Here is a 25873-nt window from a genome sequence, read left to right as displayed (position 1 = left end):
AGTGTCCGGCGGCGTTCTCGAGGGCGGCCGCCCGGCCTGATGCAGCTATACACACTGGGGAAGCACGTTGTTTAAACCTCATCGCTTTGGTCCGAAGACGGTTATAGCCGCGGCGTTCGCCGCGCATGGGCTGGTTGCTCACGCAACAACGCCCTTCGTGGTGCAAGACATTCGCATTGAGGGATTGCAACGCGTCGAACCCGGTACGGTGTTCGCGTATCTGCCCATCAAGCAAGGCGATACCTTTAGCGACGACAAGGCGTCCGAAGCAATTCGCGCGCTCTATGCGACCGGCTTCTTCAACGACGTCAAGATCGCGACCGAGGGCAACGTCGTCATCGTGCAGGTGCAGGAGCGTCCCGCGATCGGCACGATCGACTTCGCCGGCATTCACGAGTTCGAGAAGGACAACCTGACCAAGGCGCTGCGCGCGGTCGGGCTGTCGCAAGGCCGCTACTTCGACAAGGCGCTCGTCGACAAGGCCGAGCAGGAACTGAAGCGCCAGTATCTGACGCGCGGCTACTACGCGGCCGAAGTCACCACCACGATCACGCCGATCGACCGCAATCGCGTCGCGGTGCTGTTCTCGGTGGCCGAAGGTCCGAGCGCGAAGATCCGCCAGATCAACTTCATCGGCAACAAGGCGTTCAGCACCGGCACGCTGCGCGACGAAATGCAGCTGTCCACGCCGAACTGGTTCTCGTGGTACACCAAGAACGACCTGTACGCGAAAGACAAGCTCACCGGCGACCTCGAGAACATCCGTTCGTATTACCTGAATCGCGGCTACCTCGAGTTCAGCATCGAATCGACCCAGGTGTCGATCACGCCGGACAAGAAGGACATGTACCTGACGGTCACGCTGCACGAAGGCCAGCCGTACACGATTTCGAACATCCGCCTCGCCGGCAATCTGCTCGACCGCGAAGCGGAACTCAAGAAGCTGATCAAGATCAAGCCGGGCGACCGCTTCTCGGCCGAAAAGCTGCAGGCCACCACGAAGGCGATCGTCGACAAGCTCGGCGAATACGGCTATGCGTTCGCCACCGTCAATGCGCAGCCGCAGATCGACCAGAACAACCACACGGTCGACCTCACGCTGCAGGTGGACCCGAGCCGCCGCGTCTATGTGCGCCGCATCAACGTGGTCGGCAACACGCGTACGCGCGACGAAGTGGTGCGCCGCGAAATGCGCCAGCTCGAAAGCTCGTGGTTCGATTCGAACCGCCTCGCGCTGTCGAAGGACCGTATCAACCGTCTCGGCTACTTCACCGACGTTGACGTGACCACGGTGCCGGTGGAAGGCACGCCCGACCAGGTGGACATCGACGTCAAGGTTGCCGAAAAGCCGACCGGCGCGATCACGCTCGGCGCGGGTTTCTCGTCGACGGACAAGGTGGTGCTGTCGGCCGGTGTCTCGCAGGACAACGTGTTCGGTTCGGGCACGAGCCTGTCGGTGAACGTCAATACCGCGAAGACGTACCGCACGCTGACGGTCACGCAGGTCGATCCGTACTTCACGGTCGATGGCATCAAGCGCATTACCGACGTCTACTACCGCACGTATCAGCCGCTGTACTACTCGACCGATTCGAGCTTCAAGATCGTTACGGCCGGTGCCGACCTGAAGTTCGGTATTCCGTTCTCGGAAGTCGACACGGTGTATTTCGGCGCGGGCTTCGAGCAGAACCAGCTCGACATCGACTCGAACACGCCGCAAAGCTATATCGACTACGTGAACGAGTTCGGCCGCGTGTCGAACAACGTCCCGCTGACGGTCGGCTGGTCGCGTGATGCGCGCGACAGCGCGCTGGTGCCGAGCCGCGGCTACTTCACGCAGGCGAACGCCGAATACGGCACGCCGATCGGCGGCACGCAGTACTACAAGGCCGACATCAACGCGCAGTACTATTACTCGTTCGCGCGCGGCTTCGTGCTGGGCTTCAACTTCCAGGGCGGCTACGGTAACGGCCTCGGCGGCAAGCCTTACCCGATTTTCAAGAACTACTACGCGGGCGGTATCGGTTCGGTGCGGGGCTACGAGCCGAGCTCGCTCGGTCCGCGCGACGGCAAGACCAACGATCCGATCGGCGGCTCGAAGATGCTTGTCGGCAACGTCGAACTGACGTTCCCGCTGCCGGGCACCGGCTACGACCGCACGCTGCGTGTGTTCACATTCCTTGACGGCGGTAACGTCTGGGGCCAGGCAAGCTGTACGTCGAGCGGCTGCGCGAGCACCGGCGCGAACGGCCTGCGCTACGGCTACGGCGTGGGTCTCGCGTGGATTTCGCCGATCGGCCCGCTCAAGCTGAGCCTCGGCTTCCCGCTTATCAAGCATGAAGGCGACCAGTATCAGAAGTTCCAGTTCCAGATCGGGACGGCGTTCTGATCGCGCGGCGGGCGGTTCCGGCCGCGATCGGTTTCCGGCGGCGGCCCGGCCAAACTACGGTATCGAGAGGATGACTTTGCTAACCGGTATGTTTTCGAAACGTGTAGCGTGCGCATTGGCGCTGGCCATGACCTTGGGAGTCGGGGTTGCGCATGCGCAGGAGGCGAGGATCGCCGCGGTGAATTCCGACCGTATCCTGCGCGAATCGGCGGCGGCAAAGGCCGCACAGCTCAAGCTCGAAGCCGAATTCGCGAAGCGCGACAAGGATCTCGCCGACATGGCGCAGAAGCTCAAGTCGATGTCCGATGCGCTCGACAAGAACGGCGCGTCGATGTCGGCGGCCGATCGCGCGCAGAAGCAGCGCGATCTGTCGCAGCTCGACTCGGACTTCCAGCGCAAGCAGCGCGAGTTCCGCGAAGACCTCAACCAGCGCCGCAACGAAGAACTCGCGGCGGTGCTCGATCGCGCGAACAAGGTCATCAAGCAGATCGCCGAGACGCAGCACTACGATCTGATCGTGCAGGAAGCGGTGTACGTGAGCCCGCGCATCGATATCACCGACCAGGTGCTGAAGGCGCTGGCGGCATCGGGCAACTAACGGTCATCGCATGGCCGTGAGCCTGCGCCGGCGCGTGTCCGCCGATGGCTTGGATTGAACAGGTAGGAGACAGGATAGGCATGGCATTTACGCTCGAGGACATCGTCCGGCGGTTCGGCGGTGAAGTAGTCGGAAACGGTTCGCAGCGCGTGGGCAGTCTTGCGCCGCTCGATCAGGCGGGCTCGGACCAGTTGGCGTTCCTCGCCAATCCGAAGTATCTGTCGCAGGTCGAAACGACCCGTGCGGGCGCGGTGCTGATCAATGCCGGCGACCTCGCGAAGCTGGCTTCGCCCGATGGCCGTAATTTCATCGTCACGCCGAATCCGTACGCTTACTTCGCGCGCATTGCCCAGACCTTCATCGACCTCGCCACGCCGAAAGCGGCGCCCGGCGTGCATCCGAGCGCAACGATCGATGCCTCGGCCCAGGTCGCCGCGAGTGCGGTGATCGGTCCGCGCGTCACGGTCGAAGCCGGCGCGGTGATTAGCGAGCACGTGCGGCTCGACGCCAATGTGGTGATCGGCCGCGGCACGCGCGTCGGCGCCCACTCGCATCTGTATCCGAACGTCACGGTCTACCACGGCTGTCAGCTCGGCGAGCGCGTGATCGTGCACGCGGGTGCCGTGATCGGCTCGGACGGGTTCGGCTTCGCGCCGGATTTTGTCGGCGAGGGCGAGGCGCGCACCGGCAGCTGGGTGAAGATTCCGCAGGTCGGCGGCGTGTCGGTCGCGAACGACGTCGAAATCGGCGCGAACACGACGATCGACCGCGGCGCGATGGCCGACACGATCATCGAGGAGTGCGTGAAGATCGACAACCTCGTGCAGATCGGCCACAACTGCAAGGTCGGCGCATACACGGTCATCGCGGGCTGCGCGGGTATCGCGGGCAGCACGACGATCGGCCGTCACTGCATGATCGGCGGCGCGGTCGGCATTGCCGGGCACGTCACGCTGGCCGACTACGTGATCGTCACGGCGAAGTCGGGCGTCTCGAAGTCGCTGCCGAAGCCCGGCATCTACACGAGTGCGTTCCCGGCCGTGAATCACGCGGACTGGAACAGGAGCGCGGCGCTGCTGCGCAATATCGACAAGCTGCGCGACCGCATCAAGGCGCTCGAAAGCGCCGCCGCAGACAAGGCCGGCGGCGCGACAGGCGAGGCCGCGGGCAACCCGCTCTAAGAAATCCCGGCGGCGCGCCGGCACCGCGTAAAATAGCGGGCGAGCATCATGAAGCAGAGCCGGTTGCCGTGACCGGGCGGCAGGGCCGCCGCCCTTGTCGCAGCGGACCTCGCGGGCGCCGGCCGCGCGCGTTTTCAACCTACCTGCACCAGCATCCGCAGTCATCATCGCGCATTCAACGCGTGAGCAGAAACACCATGAGCACCGAAAAAATCAATCTCGACATTCATAAGATTCTCACGCTGCTGCCGCATCGTTATCCGATCCTGCTGGTCGACCGGGTGCTCGAACTCGAACCGCACAAGAGCATCAAAGCGTTGAAGAACGTGTCGATCAATGAGCCGTATTTCCAGGGACATTTCCCGACGCGGCCGGTGATGCCAGGCGTGCTGATTCTCGAAGCGCTCGCGCAGACCGCGGCGCTGCTGACGTTCTCGGAAGAGCCGAGCGATCCGTCGAACACGCTGTACCTGTTCGTCGGCATCGACAACGCGCGTTTCAAGCGCGTGGTGGAGCCGGGCGATCAGCTGATCCTGAACTGCACGTTCGAGCGTCACATGCGCGGCATCTGGAAGTTCAAGGCGCGTGCCGAAGTGGATGGAGTCGTGGCGGCGGAAGCCGATCTGATGTGCGCGGTGCGGCACACGGACAAGGACGCCTGAGCCGTTTGGCGGGCACGCGGCGGCGCGATTCGCGCGGCCGGTCCGTGGCACGCCCATCCAGACAACGCAACAGAATCAGAAGCGAGGACGCATGAGCAGGATTCATCCCACTGCGATCATCGAAGCGGGCGCGCAACTCGACGAATCCGTCGAAGTCGGCCCCTATGCCGTGATCGGCGCACACGTGACGATCGGCGCGCGCAGCACGGTCGGGTCGCACAGCGTGATCGAAGGCCACACCGCGATCGGCGAAGACAACCGCATCGGCCATTACGCATCGGTCGGCGGCCGTCCGCAGGACATGAAGTACAAGGATGAGCCGACGCGACTCGTGATCGGCAACCGCAACACGATCCGCGAATTCACGACGATCCATACCGGCACGGTGCAGGACGCGGGCGTCACGACGCTCGGCGACGACAACTGGATCATGGCCTATGTGCATATCGGCCACGACTGCCACGTCGGCAGCAACGTGATCCTGTCGAGCAACGCGCAGATGGCCGGCCACGTGACGATCGGCGACCACGCGATCATCGGCGGCATGTCGGGCGTGCACCAGTTCGTGCGCATCGGCGCGCACTCGATGCTCGGCGGCGCGTCGGCGCTCGTGCAGGACGTCCCGCCATACGTGATCGCCGCGGGCAACAAGGCGGAGCCGCACGGCATCAACGTCGAAGGCCTGCGCCGCCGCGGCTTCTCGGCCGATGCGATCTCGGTGCTGCGCACGGCGTATCGCGTGCTGTACAAGAACGGCCTGTCGCTCGAAGAGGCGAAGGTGCAACTGCGCGAACTCGCCGCCGCCGGCGGCGACGGCGACGCTCCGGTGCAGACGCTGCTCGCGTTCGTCGAAACGTCGCAGCGCGGCATCATCCGCTAGACGATGGCGTTGCAACCCAGCCCGCTGCGCGTCGCGATGGTGGCCGGCGAGCCGTCCGGCGATCTGCTCGCTGCGTCGCTGCTCGACGGCCTCGCAAGTCGCCTGCCGGACGGCACGCAGTACTACGGTATCGGCGGTCCGCGCATGATGGCCGCGGGCTTCGACGCGCACTGGCCGATGGAAAAGCTTACGGTGCGCGGTTACGTCGAAGCGCTGCGGCACATTCCCGAAATCCTAGGCATTCGCAACGAACTGAAGCGCCAGCTGCTCGCCGAGCCGCCGTCGGTGTTCGTCGGCGTCGATGCGCCCGATTTCAACTTCGGGCTCGAACATGCGCTGCGCGACGCCGGCATTCCGACCGTGCACTTCGTCTGTCCGTCCATCTGGGCGTGGCGCGGCGGGCGCATCAAGAAAATCGCCAAGGCGGTCGACCACATGCTGTGCGTGTTCCCGTTCGAAACGGCGCTGCTCGAAAAATCGGGCGTCGCGGCATCGTACGTGGGGCATCCGCTGGCCGACCAGATTCCGCTCGAACCCGACACGCTCGGCGCGCGCCGCACGCTCGGTCTTGCCGAAAGCGGTCCGGTGATCGCGGTATTGCCCGGCAGCCGGCGCTCCGAGATCGACCTGATCGGCCCGACGTTCTTCGCGGCAATGGAGATGATGCAGCACCAGGAGCCCGGCGTGCGCTTCGTGATGCCGGCGGCCACGCCCGCGTTGCGCGCGCAGCTGCAGCCGCTCGTCGAGGCGCATCCGGGCCTCGCGCTGACCATCACCGAAGGCCAGTCGCAGCTCGCGATGACGGCCGCCGACGCGATCCTCGTGAAGAGCGGCACCGTCACGCTCGAAGCCGCGCTGCTGAAAAAGCCGATGGTCATTTCCTACAAGGTGCCCTGGCTGACCGGCCAGATCATGCGCCGCCAGGGCTATCTGCCGTACGTCGGCCTGCCGAACATTCTGGCGGGGCGCTTCGTGGTGCCCGAGATCCTGCAGCACTTCGCGACGCCGCAGGCGCTCGCCGAGGCGACGCTGAAACAGCTGCGCGACGAGTCCAACCGGCGCACGTTGACGGAAATCTTCACGGAGATGCACCACGTGCTGAAGCAGAACACCGCGCAGCGGGCGGCGGAAGTCGTGGCGAGCGTCGTCGACCGGCGGGCGGGGCGGGCATGAGCACGGCACGCGCGCCGCGCCGCAAGACCACGGCCCAGGCGGGCCTGAACTTCGAGAACGCGGACGACATCGTCTGCGGCGTCGACGAAGCCGGGCGCGGGCCGCTCGCGGGCCCGGTCGTCGCGGCGGCGGTAATTTTCGATCCGGACAAGCCGATGATTCGCGGTCTCGACGATTCGAAGGCGCTTACCGCGAAAAAGCGCGAGGCGCTGTACGACAAGATCGTCGAGCGGGCGCTCGCCTACTGCATCGCATCGGCAACGGTCGAGGAAATCGACTCGCTGAACATCCTGCACGCGACGATGCTCGCGATGAAGCGCGCGGTGGAGGGGCTGTCGGTCGTGCCGACGCTCGTGAGGATCGACGGCAACCGCTGCCCGACGCTCGCCATGCGCGCCGAAGCGGTGATCGGCGGCGATGCGCTCGTCAAAAGCATTTCGGCCGCGTCGATTCTCGCCAAGGTTACGCGCGACCGCATGCTGCTCGAACTGCATGAGGCCTATCCCGTCTACGGTTTCGACGCGCATGCCGGTTACGGCACGCCGCAGCATCTGGCGGCGCTGCGCGAGCATGGGCCTTGCGAGCATCATCGGCGTTCGTTCGCGCCGGTGCGCGAGGCGTATCAGCGATTCGGCACGGGTGTCGTTGTTGTGCCGGTGCGCTGATCCATCCACGGCGGCGCAGGTCGGCGCAAGCGCGATGCCCGGCAAGACACCTGGCTAATTCGCTGCTGTATGAAGTACCGCATGAACGCGGCACGGGCGTCGCGTGAATAACCGCATTTCGGAAGGCACCGGGATGATGCCTAGGTACCGCCTGGGTACTTCCTGAGCGCCTTTCAGGCGCTGCTTGTTGAGCACGGCATAAAATACGGCCGGCGCTCTCGCGCTATCCACTCTTTTTCCATTTTTCTTCGCCTTCGCTGCCTGTGAAAGCCATCACCTCGCGGGACAATCCGCTCTACAAGCGCCTGAAGGCACTGGCCGGCTCGACGCATCAACAGCGCCGCAGCGGCCATGCGCTGCTCGAAGGTTTTCATCTCGCGAGCGCGTATCTCGACGTCGCCGGTCAGCCGGAACTGTGCATCGTCACCGACGGCGCGCTGCGTCACGACGAAGCGCAGGCCATCGTGTCGCGCATCGAGGATCACCGGCTCGTCACGCTGCCGGATGCGCTGTTCGGCCAGCTCTCGAACGTCGTGCATGGCATCGGCATTCTGCTGCTGGTCGAGAAGCTCGATACGCCGCTGCCCGAGCGTGTCGATCAGAACTGCCTCGTGCTCGACGGCGTGCAGGATGCGGGCAACGTCGGCTCGATTCTGCGCAGCGCGGCGGCGGCGGGCATCGGGCAGGTGTTTTGTGCGCCCGGCACGGCGTACGCGTGGTCTTCGAAGGTGCTGCGCTCGGGCATGGGCGCGCATTTCCTGCTGCACATTCACGAGGACGTCGACACGAACGCGCTGATCGAACGTCTCGCGGTGCCGATCGTCATCACCGATTCGCATGGCGCCGAGGCGATCTACGATTGCGATCTGGGTGGACCGCTCGCGTGGGTGTTCGGCAATGAAGGGGCGGGCGTGTCGCAGGCCTGGCGCGATGCCGTGTCGCTGCGCGTGACGATTCCGCAGCCGGGCGGGATGGAGTCGCTGAACGTGGCCGCGGCGGCAGCTGTCTGCGTATTCGAGCAGTGCCGTCAGCGGCGCGGGCGGAAGGCGTAGGCGCGAGTGCCGCCGTAGCCGTCGCAGCGGTTCCATTCCGCCGCCGCGACTGCGCTCAGTAGGACGAGCGGTCCAGCTTGATCTCCTGCAGGATCGTCGTCGCGATCTCCTCGATCGACTTGTGCGTCGACGACAGCCACTTGATCCCCTCACGCCGCATCATCGCTTCGGCCTCGTTGATTTCGTAGCGGCAGTTTTCCAGTGCCGCGTACTTGCTGCCCGGCCGCCGCTCGTTGCGGATCTCCGACAGCCGCTGTGGATCGATCGACAACCCGAACATCTTCTGCCGATGTTCGAGCAGCGGCGTCGGCAGCTTGCCGCGTTCGAAGTCCTCGGGAATCAGCGGATAGTTCGCCGCCTTCACGCCGTACTGCATCGCGAGATAAAGGCTCGTCGGCGTCTTGCCGCTGCGCGATACGCCGACGAGGATCACGTCCGCGTCGGCGAGATTGCGGTTCGATTGACCGTCGTCGTGCGCGAGCGAGAAGTTGATCGCTTCGATCCGGTTCTTGTACTCCTCGGTGTCGGCGTTCTGGTGGCCGCGGCCCATCGCGTGGCTCGACTTCAGTTCGAGCTCCTGCTCGAGCGGCTCGACGAAGGTCTGGAACATGTCGAGCACGAGCGCATTCGAGCCCTTGACGATTTTGTTCGACGAACTGTCGACGAGCGTCGTGAAGACGATTGCACGGCGGCCTTCCTGCACGACCGCCTCGTTGATCTTTTCGAGCGTCGCGTAGGCCTTCTCGGTCGAATCGACGAAAGGCACGCGAACCAGGCGGAATTTCTGGTCGAACTGGGAGAGGATCGAATGCGCGAAGGTTTCGGCAGTAATCCCGGTACCGTCTGAGACGATGAATACGGTGGGCGGCATCAGTGGGGCTTTGAACGTGAGCGACAAACGGGCCGGGAAGCGTGAGCGGTAAAGCGCGCCCGAATCGAACCGCGCCGCCGCGGGGCGGCGCTCCGGCGGCTGAACCGCGGCGGCCGGCGCAGAGTCTGCCAGTACCACGGCCTCGGGCGGGAAGCGGCGCAGCCTCGCAAAAGCCCGCAGGCCAGGGCCGGGCGCGATTCGAGGCGCAATTCTCGTCCGACTGCCACATTTCAGGAGTCGGCACGGTAGAATAGCGGCAACCTGTTGGATAAGCAATTGCAGGCGATTGGCGTCTAACTCACCGCGAACGGTCGACCAACGCCGCGCTATCCGCCGCGAATGGGCGCTGAACACGGGAGATCGGGCGGCAAGTCCGCTCAATCGTGTGTTTTATCGAGCATCCGCGCGCAGCACGCATGGGGCCGCACGCTCCCGATATCGCGATTGCTTCTCCAACAGGTTGTGCAAGGCACGGGGTCGAGCTTCCAATGGGCCGCCCGTGTTCAAGCCCACTTGCACAGCCGTGAATTTCTTTCACACTTAGGGGCTTGTATGACTAACGCAGTTACCGTCGCAAAGGACAAGGCGTATGTAGTTCCGTTCGAGCAGTTGCGGATGACCGATGTCGAAATCGTCGGCGGCAAGAACGCGTCGCTGGGCGAGATGATCAGCCAGCTCGCCGAAGCCGGTGTGCGCGTGCCGACCGGTTTCGCCACCACGGCGCTGGCTTTCCGCGACTTCCTGCAGCACAACAATCTGACCGAACGCATCGCCAAACGTCTCGAAACACTCGACGTCGACGACGTGAAGGCGCTCGCCGAAGCGGGCAAGGAGATCCGTCAATGGATCGTCGACGCGCCGCTGCAGCCGCAGCTCGAGGCTGACATTCGCGCAGGGTTCGACACGCTGCAAAAGAGCTCGCCCGAAGAGCTCTCGTTTGCCGTGCGTTCGTCCGCGACCGCGGAAGACCTGCCCGATGCCTCGTTCGCCGGTCAGCAGGAAAGCTACCTCAACGTGGTCGGCATCGACGACGTGCTCGACCGCATGAAGCACGTGTTCGCGTCGCTGTACAACGACCGCGCGATCTCCTATCGCGTCCACAAGGGCTTCACGCACGCTGAAGTCGCGTTGTCGGCGGGCGTGCAGCGCATGGTGCGCTCGGACGTCGGCGCGGCGGGCGTGATGTTTACGCTCGATACCGAATCGGGCTTCAAGGACGCGGTCTTCATCACGTCGAGCTATGGCCTCGGCGAGACCGTCGTGCAAGGCGCCGTGAATCCGGACGAGTTCTATGTCTTCAAGACCACGCTCGCGCAGGGCAAGTACCCGATCATCCGCCGCTCGATCGGCTCGAAGCTCATCAAGATGGAATTCACGAAGGCCGGTGAGCCGGGCCGCGTGAAGACCGTCGACGTGCCGCACGAGCAGCGTAACCGTTTCTCGATCACCGACGAAGACGTGATCGAACTCGCGAAGTACGCGGTCATTATCGAGAAGCACTACCAGCGTCCAATGGACATCGAGTGGGGCAAGGACGGCCGCGACGGCAAGATCTTCATCCTGCAGGCGCGTCCGGAAACGGTGAAGAGCCAGGGCGTGGGCAAGGCCGAGCAGCGCTTCAAGCTGAAGGGCCAGTCGAACGTGATCGCCACGGGCCGCGCGATCGGCCAGAAGATCGGCGCGGGTCCCGTGCGCGTGATCCACGATCCGTCGGAAATGGACCGCGTGCAGCCGGGCGACGTGCTCGTCGCCGACATGACCGACCCGAACTGGGAACCGGTCATGAAGCGTGCCTCGGCGATCGTCACGAACCGGGGCGGGCGCACCTGCCACGCGGCGATCATCGCGCGTGAATTGGGCGTGCCGGCCGTGGTCGGCTGCGGCGACGCGACCGACGTGCTGAAGGACGGCGCGCTCGTCACCGTGTCGTGCGCGGAAGGCGACGAAGGCAAGATCTACGACGGTCTGCTCGAAACCGAAGTCACCGAAGTGCAGCGCGGCGAACTGCCGCCGATTCCGGTGAAGATCATGATGAACGTCGGCAACCCGCAGCTCGCCTTCGACTTCTCGCAACTGCCGAACGCAGGCGTGGGTCTCGCGCGGCTCGAATTCATCATCAACAACAACATCGGCGTGCATCCGAAGGCGATCCTCGAGTACCCGAACGTCGATCAGGACCTGAAGAAGGCGGTCGAAAGCGTCGCGCGCGGTCACGCGTCGCCACGCGCGTTCTACGTCGACAAGCTGACCGAAGGCATCGCGACGATCGCGGCGGCGTTCTATCCGAAGCCCGTCATCGTGCGTATGTCCGACTTCAAGTCGAACGAGTACAAGAAGCTGATCGGCGGTTCGCGCTACGAGCCGGACGAGGAAAACCCGATGCTCGGCTTCCGCGGCGCATCGCGCTATATCGCGGAAGACTTCGCCGAAGCGTTCCAGATGGAATGCGTCGCGCTGAAGAAGGTGCGTGAAGAGATGGGCCTCGACAACGTCGAGATCATGGTGCCGTTCGTGCGTACGCTGAAGCAGGCGGAGCGCGTGGTCGGGCTGCTCGAGAAGTTCGGCCTGAAGCGCGGCGAGAAGGGCCTGCGCCTCATCATGATGTGCGAAGTGCCGTCGAATGCGATCCTCGCCGAAGAGTTCCTGCAGTACTTCGACGGCTTCTCGATCGGCTCGAACGACCTCACGCAGCTCACGCTCGGCCTCGACCGCGACTCGGGCATGGAACTGCTCGCCGTCGATTTCGACGAGCGCGATCCGGCGGTCAAGTTCATGCTGAAGCGCGCGATCGAAACCTGCCTGCGTCTGAACAAGTACGTCGGCATCTGCGGCCAGGGGCCGTCGGATCATCCGGACTTCGCGCAATGGCTGACGGACGAAGGCATCAAGTCGATCTCGCTGAACCCCGACACGATCATCGAGACGTGGCAGCAACTGGCGAAGTCGAAGCAGTAAGCGGCGAAGCCGTGCAGGCCGCCTGTCGGGCGGCGTGCACGGTGTGAGTTGCAGCGCGAGTTATGGCGCGAGCTGCGACGAATCGGCAACGCGCGGACATGCGCGGTAGCGCCCGTTGAACACGCCCGCTTCGTGCTATAAACACCCCGGTAGATCCGGGGTGTTTTGCTTTGTGGAGGTCGCCGTGGCGCCTGGTGGACTGTTCTGGTGGATCGGGGCGGGTGTGCTTGTCGTGCTGGAGCTGATGAGCGGCACCTTCTATCTGTTGATGATCGCGCTCGGCTGTGTCGCGGCGGCCTTGGCGCATATTGCCGGCGCGGCCGCCGACGCGCAGTTCGCGATTGCCGCGGTGGTCGCGCTCGCGGCAGTCGTGCTGCTGCGGCGCTCGCGTTTCGGCCGGCGCAAGCGCGAACAGGCGTCGCGCAACCCCGACGTCAATCTCGATATCGGTCAGACGCTGAACGTGCCGGCGTGGCACGAGCGCCGGGCGCGCGCGACCTATCGCGGTGCGGCATGGGACGTCGAACTGGCCGAGGGCGAGCCCGAAGATGCGCAGGTCTACGAGATCCGGGAGTTGCGCGGTAGCCGCCTGATCGTCGTGGCGAGCCGTTCGCAGCCTGCCGGCGCACCGGCGGCCTGAGGGGCGATTGCCATGCGGGGCAATGCGGGCCCGCGAATCTCACTGACAGATCAGCATCAGAAGCATCAGCATCAAAAAACGCCAGCGCATTAACCTGCGTAGAACGATTCAAACCACGGACCGGAGGGTAGCAACATGGATTCAACCATCGTCGGGGCGGTGCTGCTGATCGTCGTGATCGTGCTTGCATCGCAGACCATCAAGATCGTGCCGCAGCAGCATGCGTGGGTGCTCGAGCGCCTCGGCCGTTATCATGCGACGCTGACGCCGGGCTTGAGCTTCGCGTTTCCGTTCGTCGACCGGGTCGCCTATAAGCACGTGCTGAAGGAAATCCCGCTCGAAGTGCCGAGCCAGGTGTGTATCACGCGCGACAACACGCAGTTGCAGGTCGACGGCGTGCTGTACTTTCAGGTCACCGATCCGATGAAGGCGTCCTACGGGTCGAGCAATTTCGTGTTCGCGATCACGCAGCTTTCGCAGACCACGCTGCGCTCGGTCATCGGCAAGCTCGAACTCGACAAGACCTTTGAAGAGCGCGATTTCATCAACCACAGCATCGTGTCGTCGCTCGATGAAGCGGCGGCGAACTGGGGCGTGAAAGTGCTGCGCTACGAGATCAAGGACCTGACGCCGCCCAAGGAGATTCTTCACGCGATGCAGGCGCAGATCACCGCCGAGCGCGAGAAGCGCGCGCTGATCGCGGCGTCGGAGGGGCGCAAGCAGGAGCAGATCAACATCGCATCGGGCGGGCGCGAGGCGGCGATCCAGAAGTCCGAGGGCGAACGGCAGGCGGCGATCAACCAGGCGCAAGGTCAGGCAGCGGCGATTCTGGCCGTGGCCGAGGCCAACTCGCAGGCGATCCAGAAGATCGCGGCGGCGATCCAGTCGAACGGCGGGATGGAGGCCGTGAATCTGAAGGTGGCGGAGCAGTATGTGAATGCGTTCGCGAATCTGGCGAAGCAGGGCACGACGCTGATCGTGCCGGGCGATATGTCGAACATGAGTTCGATGATCGCGTCGGCGCTGACGATCGTGAACAAGGGCAAGGGCGGGCCCGCTTCGGCCTAGCGGGAGTCAGGAGCAGGCACTGGGAGAACTGGCGGTTTCCCGCAAAAAATGGCCAGCAATCATCGGGATGCGGGCCATTTTCCTGTTGCGGATTCTCAGCCTTGCTGAAGGCGGGGCGCCGGTGCGCGCGGGGCGGTCGACAAGGCAGCACATGAAGCCGCGAACGAATCGGCAAATGAAGCGGTGAATGAAGCCGGCGCGCCGAAGCCGCGCCGCAGCACAGTCTTTACATGGGCGCAGGTGGCGCGACCGTGCGCCCACGCTCACGAACGCATCAAACGCGCCTTTTCGCGCTCCCAGTCGCGCTTTTTCTCGGTCTCGCGCTTGTCGTGCAGCTTCTTGCCCTTGGCGAGGCCGATCTCGCATTTGACGCGGCCGTTCTTGTAGTGAAAATTGAGCGGCACGAGCGTATAGCCGCGCTGTTCGACCTTGCCGATCAGCTTGCTGATTTCTTCGCTATGCAAAAGCAGCTTGCGCGTGCGGACCGGATCCGGGTGGATGTGCGTCGACGCTTCGGGCAGCGGGCTGATGTGCGTGCCGATCAGAAACAGCTCGCCGTTGCGGATCACCACGTAGCCTTCCTTGATCTGGCCGCGCCCGGCGCGCAAGGCCTTGACCTCCCATCCTTCGAGCACGAGTCCGGCTTCGTAGCGCTCCTCGACCGAGTAGTCGAAGAAGGCTTTTCTGTTGTCGATAATGCTCATGAATGGAAAGCGCCCAACTCGTTTAAAATCACGATTTTAGCAAAGCGGGGCAAGGAAAGCCCGCCGCGCTCGTCCACCCTTGCCACGCGTTGTTCAATTTATGGCAGATGTCCAGAAAACCGTGTTGATTCGCCATTCGGCGGAACAGATGTTCGACCTCGTCACCGACGTCGCCGACTACCCCAATTTCCTGCCCTGGTGCGGGGGCGTCGAAATTCGCCGCCAGGACGAAACCGGCATGGAGGCGCGGATCGACATCAACTTCAAGGGCATCAAGCAGCATTTTGCGACGCGCAACTCGATGGAGCGGCCCACGCGCATCGACATGGAATTCGCCGACGGCCCGTTTCGCAAGTTCACCGGCTTCTGGCGCTTTACGCCGCTGCGCGCCGACGCATGCAAGATCGAATTCGCACTGCACTACGAATTCACCAGCATCCTGCTCGAAAAAATCATCGGCCCGGTGTTCAATCACATCGCCAATACGTTCGTCGAATCTTTCGTGAAGCGCGCCGATCAGCGCTACGGCAAGGCATGAGCGCGCGGCTGTCGGTTGAGGTCTGCTACGCGCTGGCCGGAGCGCAAACGCTGATTGCGCTCGAGTTGCCCGCGGGCGCGACGCTGCAGCAGGCGATCGACGCGAGCGGCATTCTGCGGCGTTTCCCGTCGATCGATCTCGCCATGCAGAAGGTGGGCGTGTTCGGCAAGCTCAGGCCGCTCGACACGGTGCTCGCCGATCATGACCGCGTCGAAATCTACCGGCCGCTGCTCGTGGACCCGAAGGTGTCGCGCCAGCGCCGCGTCGAGAAGACGCGCAAGGCGGGCTCGATCGAAGGGCGCCGCTGGCTGAACAAGGATTCGCGTTAGGCGAGGGCGGCGGCGCGCGCCCGGCAGGGCGTTATCGCCGTCCCTGTATCGCTGTTCCTGTATCGCGGCGGTGCGCGCTTTTTCTCAATGCGCCGAAGCCTGCGCCTTGTCCTCGATAGGCGTCGTTCCGGACGCATCGCCGTCCGAATGCCGGCGCACCGACCAGCAGACTCCCGCCACGAGCAGCAGGATCGCCGCCAGTTCGAGCGGCCGCGGCAGGCGCTGGTCGTAAATGAACGCGTAGAGCAGCGCGAACAGCGTCTCGAACACGATCATCTGGCCGGACAGCGTGAGCGGCAGCCGTTTCGCCGCGGCGTTCCACAGGCCGTTGCCGAGCCACGACGCGCCGACCGCGAGCGCGAGATTGAGCAGCCAGAACGTGTGCCAGCGCGCGGGCGCCGGTTCGCCGAGCGGACCGCCCGACGGCAGCACCGCAATCACGAGCCACAGCGTCGCGCCGAGCGCGCCCGTCACGACACCCCACAGCACCGACCACTCGTTGCCGCTGAAATGCGTCTGACGCTGCAGATAGCGGGCGTTTTCGACCGCGAACCACGTCCAGCAGACGAGCGCGCCGACCGCACAGGCGACGCCGATAAGCCGTGTCGCGACGCTCACCGGCGTGGCGCCCGCCGCCGTGAACACGTCGACGTTGATGCAGACGATGCCCGCCGTCACGGTCGCGAGCGGCCAGACGAGGCGCGCAAGCGGCACCGCGCCGTGATCGCGCCGGCCCATCAGCGTGACCGTGACCGGCAGCACGCCGACGATCAGCGATGCCGGCGCGATGCCGATCAGGTGGACCGCCGCCGTCAGCAGCAGGTAATAGGCGATATTGCCGACGAGCGCGAGCTTGACGAGCGCGATCAGGTCTTCGCGAGTGAGGCGTTGGGCGAGCGAGCGCGCCGTCGGCAGCACGGCGACCAGCGAAACGAGGCCGTACATCGTGTAGCGGCCCGCGACGATCAGCAGCGGCGAAAAGTCGGGCAGCACGCGCGGCACCAGAAAGATCATGCCCCATAAGGCCCCGGCCATTACCCCATATGCCACACCGCGCTGCATCGACTGCCCCTGCAAGAAAACTGGAATGGTCCGCAGAATAGCCGTTCGGCGGGTGGTGCGTCTTGTTCGATCCTGCACTCGGGCGGTCGAGAGCCGTTTTGGGTCGTTCGGGACCGTTGCGGGCTGGCGGGCGGTTTTTTCGGCACGCTTGCGCCGGTTGCTCCGTTCGCTTCGATCGTTTCGCACAGCTCAGGCTGCCGAGGCCATTCACCGCTACCCGCCGTTTCCCCCTCGCGTGCCTGTGAACGCACAAACGAAACCCGATTGAAACCGGCGCGAACGGGCAAGCGAAATGACCGGCCCCGGAAACCGGAAAAAATCGCCTGAAATTCGCTAAGCTGCTGTTCGCGCAGTGAAATCCGGGGAGGTATCGCGTATAATTCGCTTTTGCGCCTATAGGATTTGCCATGCGTCTGATCCAAACAGCACTCACGTTCGATGACGTGCTCCTCGTCCCGGCCTTCTCCGACGTTCTGCCGCGCGACACCAGCCTCAAGACCCGGCTGACCCGCAACATCTCCCTCAACATGCCGCTCGTGTCCGCCGCGATGGACACCGTTACCGAAGCTCGCCTCGCCATTGCCATGGCGCAAATGGGCGGCGTCGGCATCATTCACAAGAACCTCACGCCGGCCGAGCAGGCGCGCGAGGTCGCCAAGGTCAAGCGTTTCGAGTCGGGCGTGGTGCGTGATCCAATCACGGTGCCGCCGCAAATGAAGGTGCGCGACGTGATCGCGCTGTCGCGCCAGCATGGCATTTCCGGCTTCCCGGTCGTCGAAGGCGCGCAACTGATCGGCATCGTCACGAACCGCGACCTGCGCTTCGAGGAGCGTCTGGACGAGCCGGTGCGCAGCATCATGACGCCGCGCGAGCGCCTCGTTACCGTCAGGGAAGGCACACCGCTCGCCGAAGCGAAGGCGCTCATGCACCACCACCGCCTCGAGCGCGTGCTCGTCGTCAACGACGCGTTCGAGCTGCGCGGCCTGATGACCGTCAAGGACATCACGAAGCAGACCGAGCACCCGGACGCATGCAAGGACGAACACGGCAAGCTGCGCGCGGGCGCGGCGGTCGGCGTCGGCGCGGACAACGAAGAGCGCGTCGAGCTGCTCGTGCAGGCCGGCGTCGACGTGATCGTCGTCGATACCGCGCACGGCCACAGCAAGGGCGTGCTCGAGCGCGTCAAGTGGGTCAAGCAGAACTTCCCGCACGTCGAGGTGATCGGCGGCAACATCGCGACGGCAGCGGCCGCGAAGGCGCTCGTCGAGCACGGCGCGGACGGCGTCAAGGTCGGTATCGGCCCGGGTTCGATCTGCACGACGCGGATCGTCGCCGGCGTCGGCGTGCCGCAGGTCACCGCAATCTCGAACGTATCCGAAGCACTGCGGGGCACGGGCGTGCCGGTCATCGCCGACGGCGGCGTGCGCTTCTCGGGCGACGTCAGCAAGGCGCTGGCGGCGGGCGCGAGCGCGGTCATGATGGGCAGCATGTTCGCCGGCACCGAAGAAGCGCCGGGCGAAGTGTTCCTGTACCAGGGCCGCCAGTACAAGTCGTACCGCGGCATGGGCTCGGTCGGCGCGATGAAGGACGGCGCCGCGGACCGCTACTTCCAGGACAACTCGGCGAATATCGACAAGCTCGTGCCGGAAGGCATCGAAGGGCGCGTCGCCTACAAGGGCTCGGTCAATGCGATCCTGTTCCAGCTGATCGGCGGCGTGCGCGCGAGCATGGGTTATTGCGGCTGCCGCACCATCGCCGAGATGAACGAGAAGGCCGAGTTCGTGCAGATTACCGGCGCGGGCCTGCGCGAGTCGCACGTGCACGACGTGCAGATCACCAAGGAAGCGCCCAACTATCACGTGGACTAAACGCCCATGAAGCCATTGCTGCGCGTTGTACTGATCCTCGATGCGTTGTTGCTGCTGGCGTTCGGCCTGCTGTTCCTGCTGACGCCGTGGACTTCGCTGTACAACGCGCTGCAACTGGTGCAAACGCAGCCGGCGTTGATCGGCCAGGCGTTCGGCGTCGCGCTGATCGGGCTTGCGTGGCTCGCGGTGCATGCGTCGTTCGACGGGGCGATGACGTCGACGGTCGCGAAGGTGGTCGGCCATGTGCACTGGCTGACCGGCGTGCTGATGCTGGTCTGGTTGCTGGGCCTGCGTTCGCCGTCGCTGACGGGCTTCGGGCAGATCGTCTCGGTGCTGGCCGGTGTCGTGCTGGTGCTGATCGGCCTGGGCGGCGTGCGGTTGGCGGGCGCGGTGCGGCGGCGCGAGAAGGGGATCGTTGCCAATTCCTCTTCGGGCAAAGCCGATAAACGAGCCGACAAGCGTGCCGACAGGCAGGCGGAGAAAGAGGCCGGCAGCGAAGCCGCACGGCGGCGCGATCTCGAACGTGACAGCGTGCGCGAGCCCGGTGTCTCGGCGGGCTTTCCGGCCTATCGCGCCGAGCCGGTCATCGAGCCTGTGATGCCGGCCACGCGGCCCGTCAATCCCGCGGCTGCCGCATCCACCACATCGCCTGCCACGCCGGCTGCCGCATCGGCCGGTGGCGCCGCAAGCGCCGTCAATCCCGGCGCGGCTGCACCGGGCGACGCGTCCGGCACGTCCCGGCCGCCGTTTCATGGCTGACGCGCCGCGCGCCACGCTGTCCGCCGAAGCTACCGGGTTTCGTTCGCGCGCGCCGCAGGCTGCCGGCAAAGGCGTTGGCCGTGCCAGGGTGTTTTGCAGTGCGCTCCATCGTGGTGTTTCATGTTCGCGTCGCGGTTCCGCCGCTGTTGCGCGGATCGCCTTGAACGCTTTGAATTCGACGCCGCGCCTCGCGCGCGGCATTCCGTATCCGCTCACTTCTGATTCCGTCCGCTGCCATGCATGACAAGATCCTGATCCTCGACTTCGGTTCGCAAGTCACCCAACTGATTGCACGTCGCGTTCGCGAAGCCAACGTGTATTCGGAAATCCATCCGTACGACGTCGACGCGTCGTTTATCCGCGACTTCGCGCCGAAGGGCGTGATTCTCTCGGGCGGCCCGAGCTCGGTCACCGAGGACGACACGCCGCGCGTGCCGCAAGCCGTGTTCGAACTCGGCGTGCCGGTGCTCGGCATCTGCTACGGCATGCAGGCGATGGCCCAGCAGCTCGGCGGCAAGGTCGACATCGGCCATCTGCGCGAATTCGGCTACGCCGAAGTGCGCGCGCGCAACCATACGAGCCTGCTCGAAGGCATCAGCGATTTCAACACGCCCGAAGGCCACGGCATGCTCAAGGTGTGGATGAGCCACGGCGACAAGGTGCTCGAAATGCCGCCGGGCTTCGCGCTGATGGCATCGACGGAGTCGTGCCCGATCGCCGCGATGGCCGACGAACAGCGCCGCTTCTACGGCCTGCAATGGCACCCGGAAGTCACGCACACGGTGCAGGGCCGCGCGATGCTCGAACGCTTCGTGCTGCAGATCTGCGGCGCGAAGGCCGATTGGGAAATGGGCCACTACATCGACGAAGCCGTCGCGAAGATTCGCGAGCAGGTCGGCAACGAGCACGTCATTCTGGGGCTGTCGGGCGGCGTGGATTCGTCGGTGGCGGCGGCGCTGCTGCATCGCGCGATCGGTAATCAGCTGACCTGCGTGTTCGTCGATCATGGTCTGTTGCGCCTGAACGAAGCCGAGCAGGTGATGGCGCTGTTCGCCGATCACCTCGGTGTGAAGGTGATCCACGTCGACGCGAGCGAGGCGTTCCTCGGCAAGCTCGCCGGCGTGACCGATCCGGAAGCGAAGCGCAAGATCATCGGCGCGGAATTCGTCGAGGTGTTCCAGGCCGAGGCCGGCAAGCTGACCGATGCGAAGTGGCTCGCGCAAGGCACGATCTATCCGGACGTGATCGAGTCGGCGGGTAAGGGCAAGAAGGCCGCGCAGACGATCAAGAGCCACCACAACGTGGGCGGCCTGCCCGAGACGCTGAACCTGAAGCTGCTCGAACCGTTGCGCGAACTGTTCAAGGACGAAGTGCGCGAACTCGGCGTGAAGCTCGGTTTGCCGCATTCGATGGTGTATCGCCATCCGTTCCCGGGCCCGGGCCTCGGCGTGCGGATTCTCGGCGAAGTGAAGCGCGATTTCGCGGACCTGCTGCGCCGCGCGGACGCGATTTTCATCGAGACGCTGCGCAACACCATCGACAAGGAAACCGGCAAGTCCTGGTACGACCTGACGAGCCAGGCGTTCGCGGTGTTCCTGCCGGTGAAGAGCGTCGGCGTGATGGGCGATGGGCGTACTTACGAGTACGTGGTCGCGCTGCGCGCGGTGCAGACGCTCGACTTCATGACCGCGCACTGGGCGCATCTGCCGCATGAACTGCTTGGGCACGTGTCGAACCGGATCATTAACGAGGTGCGGGGGATTAACCGGGTTGTTTATGACATATCGGGGAAGCCGCCGGCGACGATTGAGTGGGAGTAAATCAGGACGTTGTTCCTGAACTACCGCCAACCTGCAAGACAGGTTGGCGGTAGAAGCGGCGACAAAAACCAAGAACCCGGATTAACACCGTCCCATTTACCATCCCGACTTAAACCACCGTCCGGTCTGAAACCACGTCGACCCGAGTCCGAGCCGACGTTCGACACATCGCATCACATAACCCACCCCCACTACCGCACCAATTCCCCCCGCTCCAGCATATACCGCCGAGGCGGCAGCCCGACATGACGCGTGAACGCGATGCTGAACGTACTCGCCGAGCTATAGCCAACCCGCTGCGCTACATCCGCAATGCTGGCTTTCTGCCGCAGCAGGCTCTCGGCCAACGCCATGCGCCACGTGAGCAGATATTCCATCGGCGCGAGCCCGACGGTCTGACTGAAGCGTTTGAAGAACGCCGAGCGCGAAAGCGCGGCCTCTTTGGCCAACTGCGCGACCGTCCAGGGCTGGGCGGGACTCTCGTGCATCCGCCGTATCGCGGCGGCGAGGCGCTCGTCGGCTAATCCGCGCAAGAGGCCAGGGGATGCGCCGGTTCTCGCCGTGGAGCGCAGCGTTTCGATCAGCAGCACTTCCAGCAGGCGTTCCAGGATCATGTCGCGTGCGGGGCGTCTCGCACGCGATTCGTCGTTGACGAGTTCCACGAGTGCCGTCAGCCGCTTCTCGCCGCGCACATGCACGAGTTGCGGAAGCAGCGAGACAAGCAAGGCCGTATCCGGCGAACCGAAAACGCAGTAACCAACCAGCCAGCGCGCATTGGGCGAGCCGCTTTCGCTTCCGAGACGGAATTCGCCGTCGGGCAGGGCGATGGGCTCGGTGTCGAGGTCCTCCGCTGTCGCCAGATCGAGACTCGACATCGTGAAGCCATGCGCCGAGGGAACCAGCGCGAAATCACCTGCCACGAGCGTGATCGGCTCATGGCCGTCGACGGCAAGGCGACACGAGCCGCCGAGCAGCGCGCAGTAGAAGGGGCGGCCCGCTTCCGTGCGGCGAACGCGCCAGGCCCCGGCGCCACTGACCACTTTCGAGAACGCGGCCCTCGGCTGAAGCAACGTGACCACCTCGGCAAGCGGGTCGATCATGGTGGACGAATGAAGGCGAAATGTGGACCTTTGATTGTAGGCAGTCCGCGTCCGCGCATCTATTGTGTCGGTTCCACAGACAACCGGGATCACGCATGGGAACCATCCTCATCACAGGCTGTTCGTCCGGCTTCGGCCTCGAAACCGCCCAATACTTTCTCGATCGCGACTGGAAGGTCATCGCCACGATGCGCACGCCGCGCGAGGGTGTGCTGCCGCGCTCCGAGAATCTGCGCGTGCTGGCGCTCGACGTCACCGACCAGGACAGCATTCGCCGCGCCGTGGATGCCGCCGGGCCGATCGACGTGCTGGTCAACAACGCCGGCATCGGTCTGCTGAATGCCTTTGAAGGCACCTCGATGGATACGGTGCGCGAGGTCTTCGAGACCAATACGTTCGGCACGATGGCGATGACCCATGCCGTGCTTCCGCAATTCAGGCAACGCCAGGCAGGGGTCATCGTGAACGTCACCTCGAGTGTGACGTTCAAGCCGCTGCATCTGCTCTCGGTGTACACCGCCAGCAAGGCGGCGATCAACGCGTTCACCGAATCGCTGGCGCTGGAACTTGAGCCGTTCAACGTGCGCGTTAACCTCGTGTTGCCAGGGCGAGCGCCGGAAACCCGTTTCGGGGAAAACGCGCGAGCCCGGATGGGTGGCATTCCCGATGCCTACGCCGATCTGGCGCAGAGCGTCTTCGCGGGATGGGCGCAATCGTCCGGGCCTGTCACTCAGGCGCTGGATGTGGCGGAAGCGGTGTGGCGCGCGGCGCACGACCCGTCGAGCACGATTCGTTTGCCCGCCGGCGCGGACGCGGTGGCGTTGGCCGCGCTGAGTCCGGCGGCGGTAGCGTAAGCGCGAGGCGCAAGCAGCACCGTGACGGCATGGTCGCGCAATCGACGGCATCGCGGTTCGACGCCGTTGCCGATGAGGCCATGCCGTTGCTACCACCCCTTCAATGACATTCCGGTGTCCGAGCCGTGACCACGCCGCATCAATCGGCCACGAACCGGCCACGAATCGGCTACCAACGGGCCACCCACCGAACTTCACCCCCACTCCCCAAAGAACGATCCGCCAATTTCCCCGCCATTGCGTGCCTCATCGCGCGAGTCGCCCTGACGATCCCGCGCATTCACTTCTCTGTCACCACACGTCACTACTGTGATGCGGATTGGCGAGCCCTGCGCTCACGATCGCCTGGCTCCGCAAAGAGCCGACCCGCACGCTAACGAGTCATGGAGAAAACGATGATGGATGGCCGTGTCGATCAAGGCTTAGACGTTCTCGAAACGCTGTACGGGCGCTATTGGCAGGGCGGCGAAGCCCTGCTGCGCGCCTTCGCCGACCAGCGTAAATTCGGCAATACCGTGTCGGAAGTGGCGTGGAACCAGGCCAGCCGCGTGCGCCACGCGGCCGCCGCTTTCGCCGACGAACTGCAGCACACCATCGAACACGAGCTAAAGCAGTTGCACGCGCGGGCCTCGAATGCGCCGGCCAGCTGGATGGCCGACTGGATCGGCTACCTGACCGATGCCGTGCAGCGCCAGGTGCTGATGCTCGACACGTTGCGCCAGCGCGGCAACAACTACGTCGAGCATCTGAAGGCGGGCATGCCGCCGGTGCTCGACTTCCAGTACGAACTCCTGATCGACGGCCGCGAACTGGCGTTGCCGGTCAACTATTCGCTCGTGCGCATCGTTCCGCCGGCGGACGTGACGATCGACGACGACAAGCAGCCGTTCATGATTATCGATCCGCGCGCGGGCCACGGCGCCGGCATCGGCGGCTTCAAGCCGGACAGCCAGGTCGGCGAGGCCTTCAAGGGCGGCCATCCGGTCTACTTCGTCGTGTTCCGCCCGGTGCCGGAACCCGGCCAGACCATGGCCGACGTGCGCGACGCCGAAGTCGAATTCCTGCGCGAGATCGCGCGCCGTCATCCGAACGCGCACCGGCCCGCGGTGATCGGCAACTGCCAGGGCGGCTGGGCCGCAATGCTGCTCGCGGCATCGGCGCCGGATCTGGCCGGTCCGGTCGTCGTCAACGGCGCGCCGATGTCGTACTGGGCGGGCCGCACCGGCGAGAACCCGATGCGCTACACGGGCGGCCTGTCCGGCGGCGCACTGCCGGCGCTCGTCATGTCCGACCTCGGCAACGGCGTGTTCGACGGCGCGTGGCTCGTGCTCAACTTCGAGGGTCTCGACCCGGCCAACCATCTGTTCAAAAAGTACTACCACCTGTATTCGCACATCGACTCGGAAGCGTCGCGCTATCTCGGCTTCGAGCGCTGGTGGGGCGGCTTCCATCTGATGAACGAGGCCGAAATCCGCTGGATCGTCGAGAACCTGTTCGTCGGCAACCGGCTCGCGCGCGGCGAAGCGCGGCTCGGCGGCGAGGCCATCGACCTGCGCCGCATCACCTCGCCGATCGTCGTGTTCGCCTCGCATGGCGACAACATCACGCCGCCGCAACAGGCGCTCAACTGGATCGCGGACCTCTACGCGAATGTCGACGAGATCAAGATGCGCGGCCAGCGCATCGTGTACATGATCCATCAGTCGATCGGCCATCTCGGCATTTTCGTATCGGCGAAGATCGCCACGCGCGAGCACGACGCGATTACCGAGACGCTGCGCGCCATCGACGGCCTGCCGCCCGGCCTCTACGAAATGAAGCTCGACGATGCCGCCGACCGCGTGCATATCCGCTTCGAGGCCCGCACGATCGACGACCTGCTCGGCATCGACGACGGCCGCGACGACGAAGCGCTGTTCGCGTCCGTCGCGCGTCTGTCGGAAATGGGCACCGAGCTGTACGAGTTGGCCGTGCGTCCGTTCGTGCGCGCGGCGGTCACGCCCGAGTCCGCGCAGGCCGCGCGCGATTTCCAGCCGATCCGTCTGCGCCGCAGCCTCTTCTCGGACCAGAATCCGCTCATGAAGCCGGTCGAGGCGTGGGCTGCGACGGCACGTGCGCAGCGTCAGCCCGTCGATCTGGACAATCCGTTCGCGGCGTTCGAGCGCATCGGCGCGCTCGTCGTCGAAAACCAGCTCAATCTGTATCGCGGCATGCGCGACGGTTGGCGCGAAACGGTCTTCCATGCGATCTACGGCTCGCCGCTGATGAAGGGCATCGGCCACCACGAATTGCAGGGCGCGGAGCATCGCCGCGGCAAGGACCTGCGCGCGCTGCCGGAAGTGCGCGCCGCACTCGAGGCGATGACCGAAGGCGGCGCGGCCGAGGGCGCGGTGCGCATGCTCGGGCTGATGTCGAAGGCGCGCGGCTATCTGCGCCGCTCGCGCATGGAACGCGTGCTCGACATGCTCACGCATACCGACCGGTTCGGCCATTTCGACGAAGCGGCGCTCGCGAAGCTGCTGCGCCAGCAGCAGATCATCGTCGATCTGGAGCCGCAGCAGGCGCTTGCCACGCTGCCGCTGTTGCTCGACACGGAAGACAAGCGCCACACGGCGCTCGCCGCCGTGGTCGACGTCTCGGGTTCCGTCGAGACGATGCATCCGGCCGCGCTGGTGCTGCTGCAACGCTTCCAGCAGATGCTCGGA

The 25873-nt window shown here is 64.8% G+C and carries 22 protein-coding genes; 18 read left to right on the top strand and 4 right to left on the bottom strand.

Annotated elements, in window-relative coordinates:
* Positions 1-67: 67 nt before the first annotated feature.
* From bamA to GXB81_RS20695, 8 genes are all read left to right on the top strand, one after another.
* Positions 68-2389: an outer membrane protein assembly factor BamA gene (gene bamA / locus GXB81_RS20730; RefSeq protein WP_167045270.1), complete on the top strand. Its 2322-nt coding sequence runs from the start codon at positions 68-70 to the stop codon at positions 2387-2389.
* A gap of 76 nt (positions 2390-2465) precedes the next feature.
* Positions 2466-2987, top strand: coding sequence for an OmpH family outer membrane protein (locus GXB81_RS20725; RefSeq protein ID WP_205193092.1), 522 nt, complete (start codon positions 2466-2468; stop codon positions 2985-2987).
* Between the two features lie 80 nt (positions 2988-3067).
* Positions 3068-4168 carry a UDP-3-O-(3-hydroxymyristoyl)glucosamine N-acyltransferase gene (gene lpxD, locus GXB81_RS20720; RefSeq protein WP_205990209.1) on the top strand — a complete coding sequence of 367 codons (1101 nt, stop codon included), beginning with the start codon at positions 3068-3070 and terminating at the stop codon, positions 4166-4168.
* A gap of 197 nt (positions 4169-4365) precedes the next feature.
* Positions 4366-4830, top strand: a complete 465-nt coding sequence (fabZ, locus tag GXB81_RS20715) for a 3-hydroxyacyl-ACP dehydratase FabZ (protein WP_006048683.1) — start codon at positions 4366-4368, stop codon at positions 4828-4830.
* Between the two features lie 91 nt (positions 4831-4921).
* Positions 4922-5710 carry an acyl-ACP--UDP-N-acetylglucosamine O-acyltransferase gene (lpxA, locus tag GXB81_RS20710; protein WP_205990208.1) on the top strand — a complete coding sequence of 263 codons (789 nt, stop codon included), beginning with the start codon at positions 4922-4924 and terminating at the stop codon, positions 5708-5710.
* A 3-nt stretch (positions 5711-5713) separates the two neighbouring features.
* Positions 5714-6883 carry a lipid-A-disaccharide synthase gene (gene lpxB / locus GXB81_RS20705; RefSeq protein ID WP_167045282.1) on the top strand — a complete coding sequence of 390 codons (1170 nt, stop codon included), beginning with the start codon at positions 5714-5716 and terminating at the stop codon, positions 6881-6883.
* Positions 6880-7548, top strand: a complete 669-nt coding sequence (gene rnhB, locus GXB81_RS20700; protein WP_205990207.1) for a ribonuclease HII — start codon at positions 6880-6882, stop codon at positions 7546-7548. The genes lpxB and rnhB overlap by 4 nt, the downstream gene beginning before the upstream one ends.
* 263 nt (positions 7549-7811) lie before the next feature.
* Complete coding sequence (locus GXB81_RS20695) at positions 7812-8600, top strand: RNA methyltransferase (RefSeq protein WP_167045288.1); 789 nt, start codon at positions 7812-7814, stop codon at positions 8598-8600.
* 55 nt (positions 8601-8655) lie between these two features.
* Here GXB81_RS20695 and GXB81_RS20690 read toward each other — a convergent pair whose 3' ends face one another.
* Positions 8656-9471: a pyruvate, water dikinase regulatory protein gene (locus tag GXB81_RS20690; protein WP_167045291.1), complete on the bottom strand. Its 816-nt coding sequence runs from the start codon at positions 9469-9471 to the stop codon at positions 8656-8658.
* A gap of 552 nt (positions 9472-10023) precedes the next feature.
* On the opposite strand from GXB81_RS20690, the gene ppsA reads away from it, so the two are divergent.
* The 3 genes from ppsA (at position 10024) to GXB81_RS20675 (ending at position 14134) form a co-directional block, all read left to right on the top strand.
* On the top strand, positions 10024-12426 hold the full coding sequence (ppsA, locus tag GXB81_RS20685) for a phosphoenolpyruvate synthase (RefSeq protein WP_167045294.1): 2403 nt from the start codon (positions 10024-10026) through the stop codon (positions 12424-12426).
* A gap of 184 nt (positions 12427-12610) precedes the next feature.
* Complete coding sequence (locus GXB81_RS20680; RefSeq protein ID WP_167045297.1) at positions 12611-13066, top strand: NfeD family protein; 456 nt, start codon at positions 12611-12613, stop codon at positions 13064-13066.
* A 135-nt stretch (positions 13067-13201) separates the two neighbouring features.
* Positions 13202-14134 carry an SPFH domain-containing protein gene (locus tag GXB81_RS20675; protein WP_167045299.1) on the top strand — a complete coding sequence of 311 codons (933 nt, stop codon included), beginning with the start codon at positions 13202-13204 and terminating at the stop codon, positions 14132-14134.
* A gap of 263 nt (positions 14135-14397) precedes the next feature.
* Here GXB81_RS20675 and smpB read toward each other — a convergent pair whose 3' ends face one another.
* Complete coding sequence (gene smpB / locus GXB81_RS20670; protein WP_167045315.1) at positions 14398-14838, bottom strand: SsrA-binding protein SmpB; 441 nt, start codon at positions 14836-14838, stop codon at positions 14398-14400.
* Between the two features lie 100 nt (positions 14839-14938).
* On the opposite strand from smpB, the gene GXB81_RS20665 reads away from it, so the two are divergent.
* A complete protein-coding gene (locus GXB81_RS20665; protein WP_167045318.1) occupies positions 14939-15376 on the top strand; it encodes a type II toxin-antitoxin system RatA family toxin in 438 nt (145 codons plus the stop codon).
* Complete coding sequence (locus GXB81_RS20660; RefSeq protein ID WP_205990206.1) at positions 15373-15705, top strand: RnfH family protein; 333 nt, start codon at positions 15373-15375, stop codon at positions 15703-15705. The genes GXB81_RS20665 and GXB81_RS20660 overlap by 4 nt, the downstream gene beginning before the upstream one ends.
* An 84-nt stretch (positions 15706-15789) precedes the next feature.
* Here the strand turns inward: GXB81_RS20660 and GXB81_RS20655 are convergent, their stop codons facing one another.
* A complete protein-coding gene (locus tag GXB81_RS20655) occupies positions 15790-16767 on the bottom strand; it encodes a DMT family transporter (protein ID WP_205990205.1) in 978 nt (325 codons plus the stop codon).
* 407 nt (positions 16768-17174) lie between these two features.
* On the opposite strand from GXB81_RS20655, the gene guaB reads away from it, so the two are divergent.
* The 3 genes from guaB (at position 17175) to guaA (ending at position 21214) form a co-directional block, all read left to right on the top strand.
* Positions 17175-18635, top strand: coding sequence for an IMP dehydrogenase (gene guaB, locus GXB81_RS20650; protein WP_167045326.1), 1461 nt, complete (start codon positions 17175-17177; stop codon positions 18633-18635).
* Between the two features lie 6 nt (positions 18636-18641).
* Positions 18642-19394, top strand: coding sequence for a hypothetical protein (locus GXB81_RS20645; RefSeq protein ID WP_205990204.1), 753 nt, complete (start codon positions 18642-18644; stop codon positions 19392-19394).
* Positions 19395-19630: 236 nt separating this feature from the next.
* The gene (guaA, locus tag GXB81_RS20640) at positions 19631-21214 is read left to right on the top strand and encodes a glutamine-hydrolyzing GMP synthase (RefSeq protein WP_205990203.1); all 1584 of its coding nucleotides are present in this window, start codon (positions 19631-19633) and stop codon (positions 21212-21214) included.
* A gap of 191 nt (positions 21215-21405) precedes the next feature.
* On the opposite strand, the gene GXB81_RS20635 is transcribed toward guaA, so the two are convergent.
* On the bottom strand, positions 21406-22314 hold the full coding sequence (locus GXB81_RS20635; protein WP_205990202.1) for an AraC family transcriptional regulator: 909 nt from the start codon (positions 22312-22314) through the stop codon (positions 21406-21408).
* Between the two features lie 95 nt (positions 22315-22409).
* Between GXB81_RS20635 and GXB81_RS20630 the strand changes: the two genes are divergently transcribed.
* Together GXB81_RS20630 and GXB81_RS20625 are read left to right on the top strand one after the other, a co-directional pair.
* Entirely contained in the window at positions 22410-23168 is a 759-nt protein-coding gene (locus GXB81_RS20630; RefSeq protein WP_205990213.1) for an SDR family oxidoreductase, read from the top strand.
* 395 nt (positions 23169-23563) lie between these two features.
* Positions 23564-25873, top strand: a 2310-nt coding sequence (locus tag GXB81_RS20625) for a DUF3141 domain-containing protein (protein ID WP_205990201.1), incomplete at its 3' end; no start/stop codon positions are given.

It is taken from the genome of Paraburkholderia sp. Ac-20336 (genome assembly GCF_017105025.1).
Taxonomy (GTDB): Bacteria; Pseudomonadota; Gammaproteobacteria; order Burkholderiales; family Burkholderiaceae; genus Paraburkholderia.
Note: the sequence above shows the minus strand (reverse complement) of the source record. Positions and strands in the feature narration are given on the sequence as shown.

Coding starts and splice junctions, on each gene's coding strand:
- lpxD (WP_205990209.1), top strand. CDS start 3,068: ATGGCATTTACGCTCGAGGACATCGTCCGGCGGTTCGGCGGTGAAGTA.
- fabZ (WP_006048683.1), top strand. CDS start 4,366: ATGAGCACCGAAAAAATCAATCTCGACATTCATAAGATTCTCACGCTG.
- lpxA (WP_205990208.1), top strand. CDS start 4,922: ATGAGCAGGATTCATCCCACTGCGATCATCGAAGCGGGCGCGCAACTC.
- lpxB (WP_167045282.1), top strand. CDS start 5,714: ATGGCGTTGCAACCCAGCCCGCTGCGCGTCGCGATGGTGGCCGGCGAG.
- rnhB (WP_205990207.1), top strand. CDS start 6,880: ATGAGCACGGCACGCGCGCCGCGCCGCAAGACCACGGCCCAGGCGGGC.
- GXB81_RS20690 (WP_167045291.1), bottom strand. CDS start 9,471: ATGCCGCCCACCGTATTCATCGTCTCAGACGGTACCGGGATTACTGCC.
- ppsA (WP_167045294.1), top strand. CDS start 10,024: ATGACTAACGCAGTTACCGTCGCAAAGGACAAGGCGTATGTAGTTCCG.
- GXB81_RS20675 (WP_167045299.1), top strand. CDS start 13,202: ATGGATTCAACCATCGTCGGGGCGGTGCTGCTGATCGTCGTGATCGTG.
- smpB (WP_167045315.1), bottom strand. CDS start 14,838: ATGAGCATTATCGACAACAGAAAAGCCTTCTTCGACTACTCGGTCGAG.
- GXB81_RS20665 (WP_167045318.1), top strand. CDS start 14,939: ATGGCAGATGTCCAGAAAACCGTGTTGATTCGCCATTCGGCGGAACAG.
- GXB81_RS20660 (WP_205990206.1), top strand. CDS start 15,373: ATGAGCGCGCGGCTGTCGGTTGAGGTCTGCTACGCGCTGGCCGGAGCG.
- GXB81_RS20655 (WP_205990205.1), bottom strand. CDS start 16,767: ATGCAGCGCGGTGTGGCATATGGGGTAATGGCCGGGGCCTTATGGGGC.
- guaB (WP_167045326.1), top strand. CDS start 17,175: ATGCGTCTGATCCAAACAGCACTCACGTTCGATGACGTGCTCCTCGTC.
- GXB81_RS20645 (WP_205990204.1), top strand. CDS start 18,642: ATGAAGCCATTGCTGCGCGTTGTACTGATCCTCGATGCGTTGTTGCTG.
- guaA (WP_205990203.1), top strand. CDS start 19,631: ATGCATGACAAGATCCTGATCCTCGACTTCGGTTCGCAAGTCACCCAA.
- GXB81_RS20635 (WP_205990202.1), bottom strand. CDS start 22,314: ATGATCGACCCGCTTGCCGAGGTGGTCACGTTGCTTCAGCCGAGGGCC.
- GXB81_RS20630 (WP_205990213.1), top strand. CDS start 22,410: ATGGGAACCATCCTCATCACAGGCTGTTCGTCCGGCTTCGGCCTCGAA.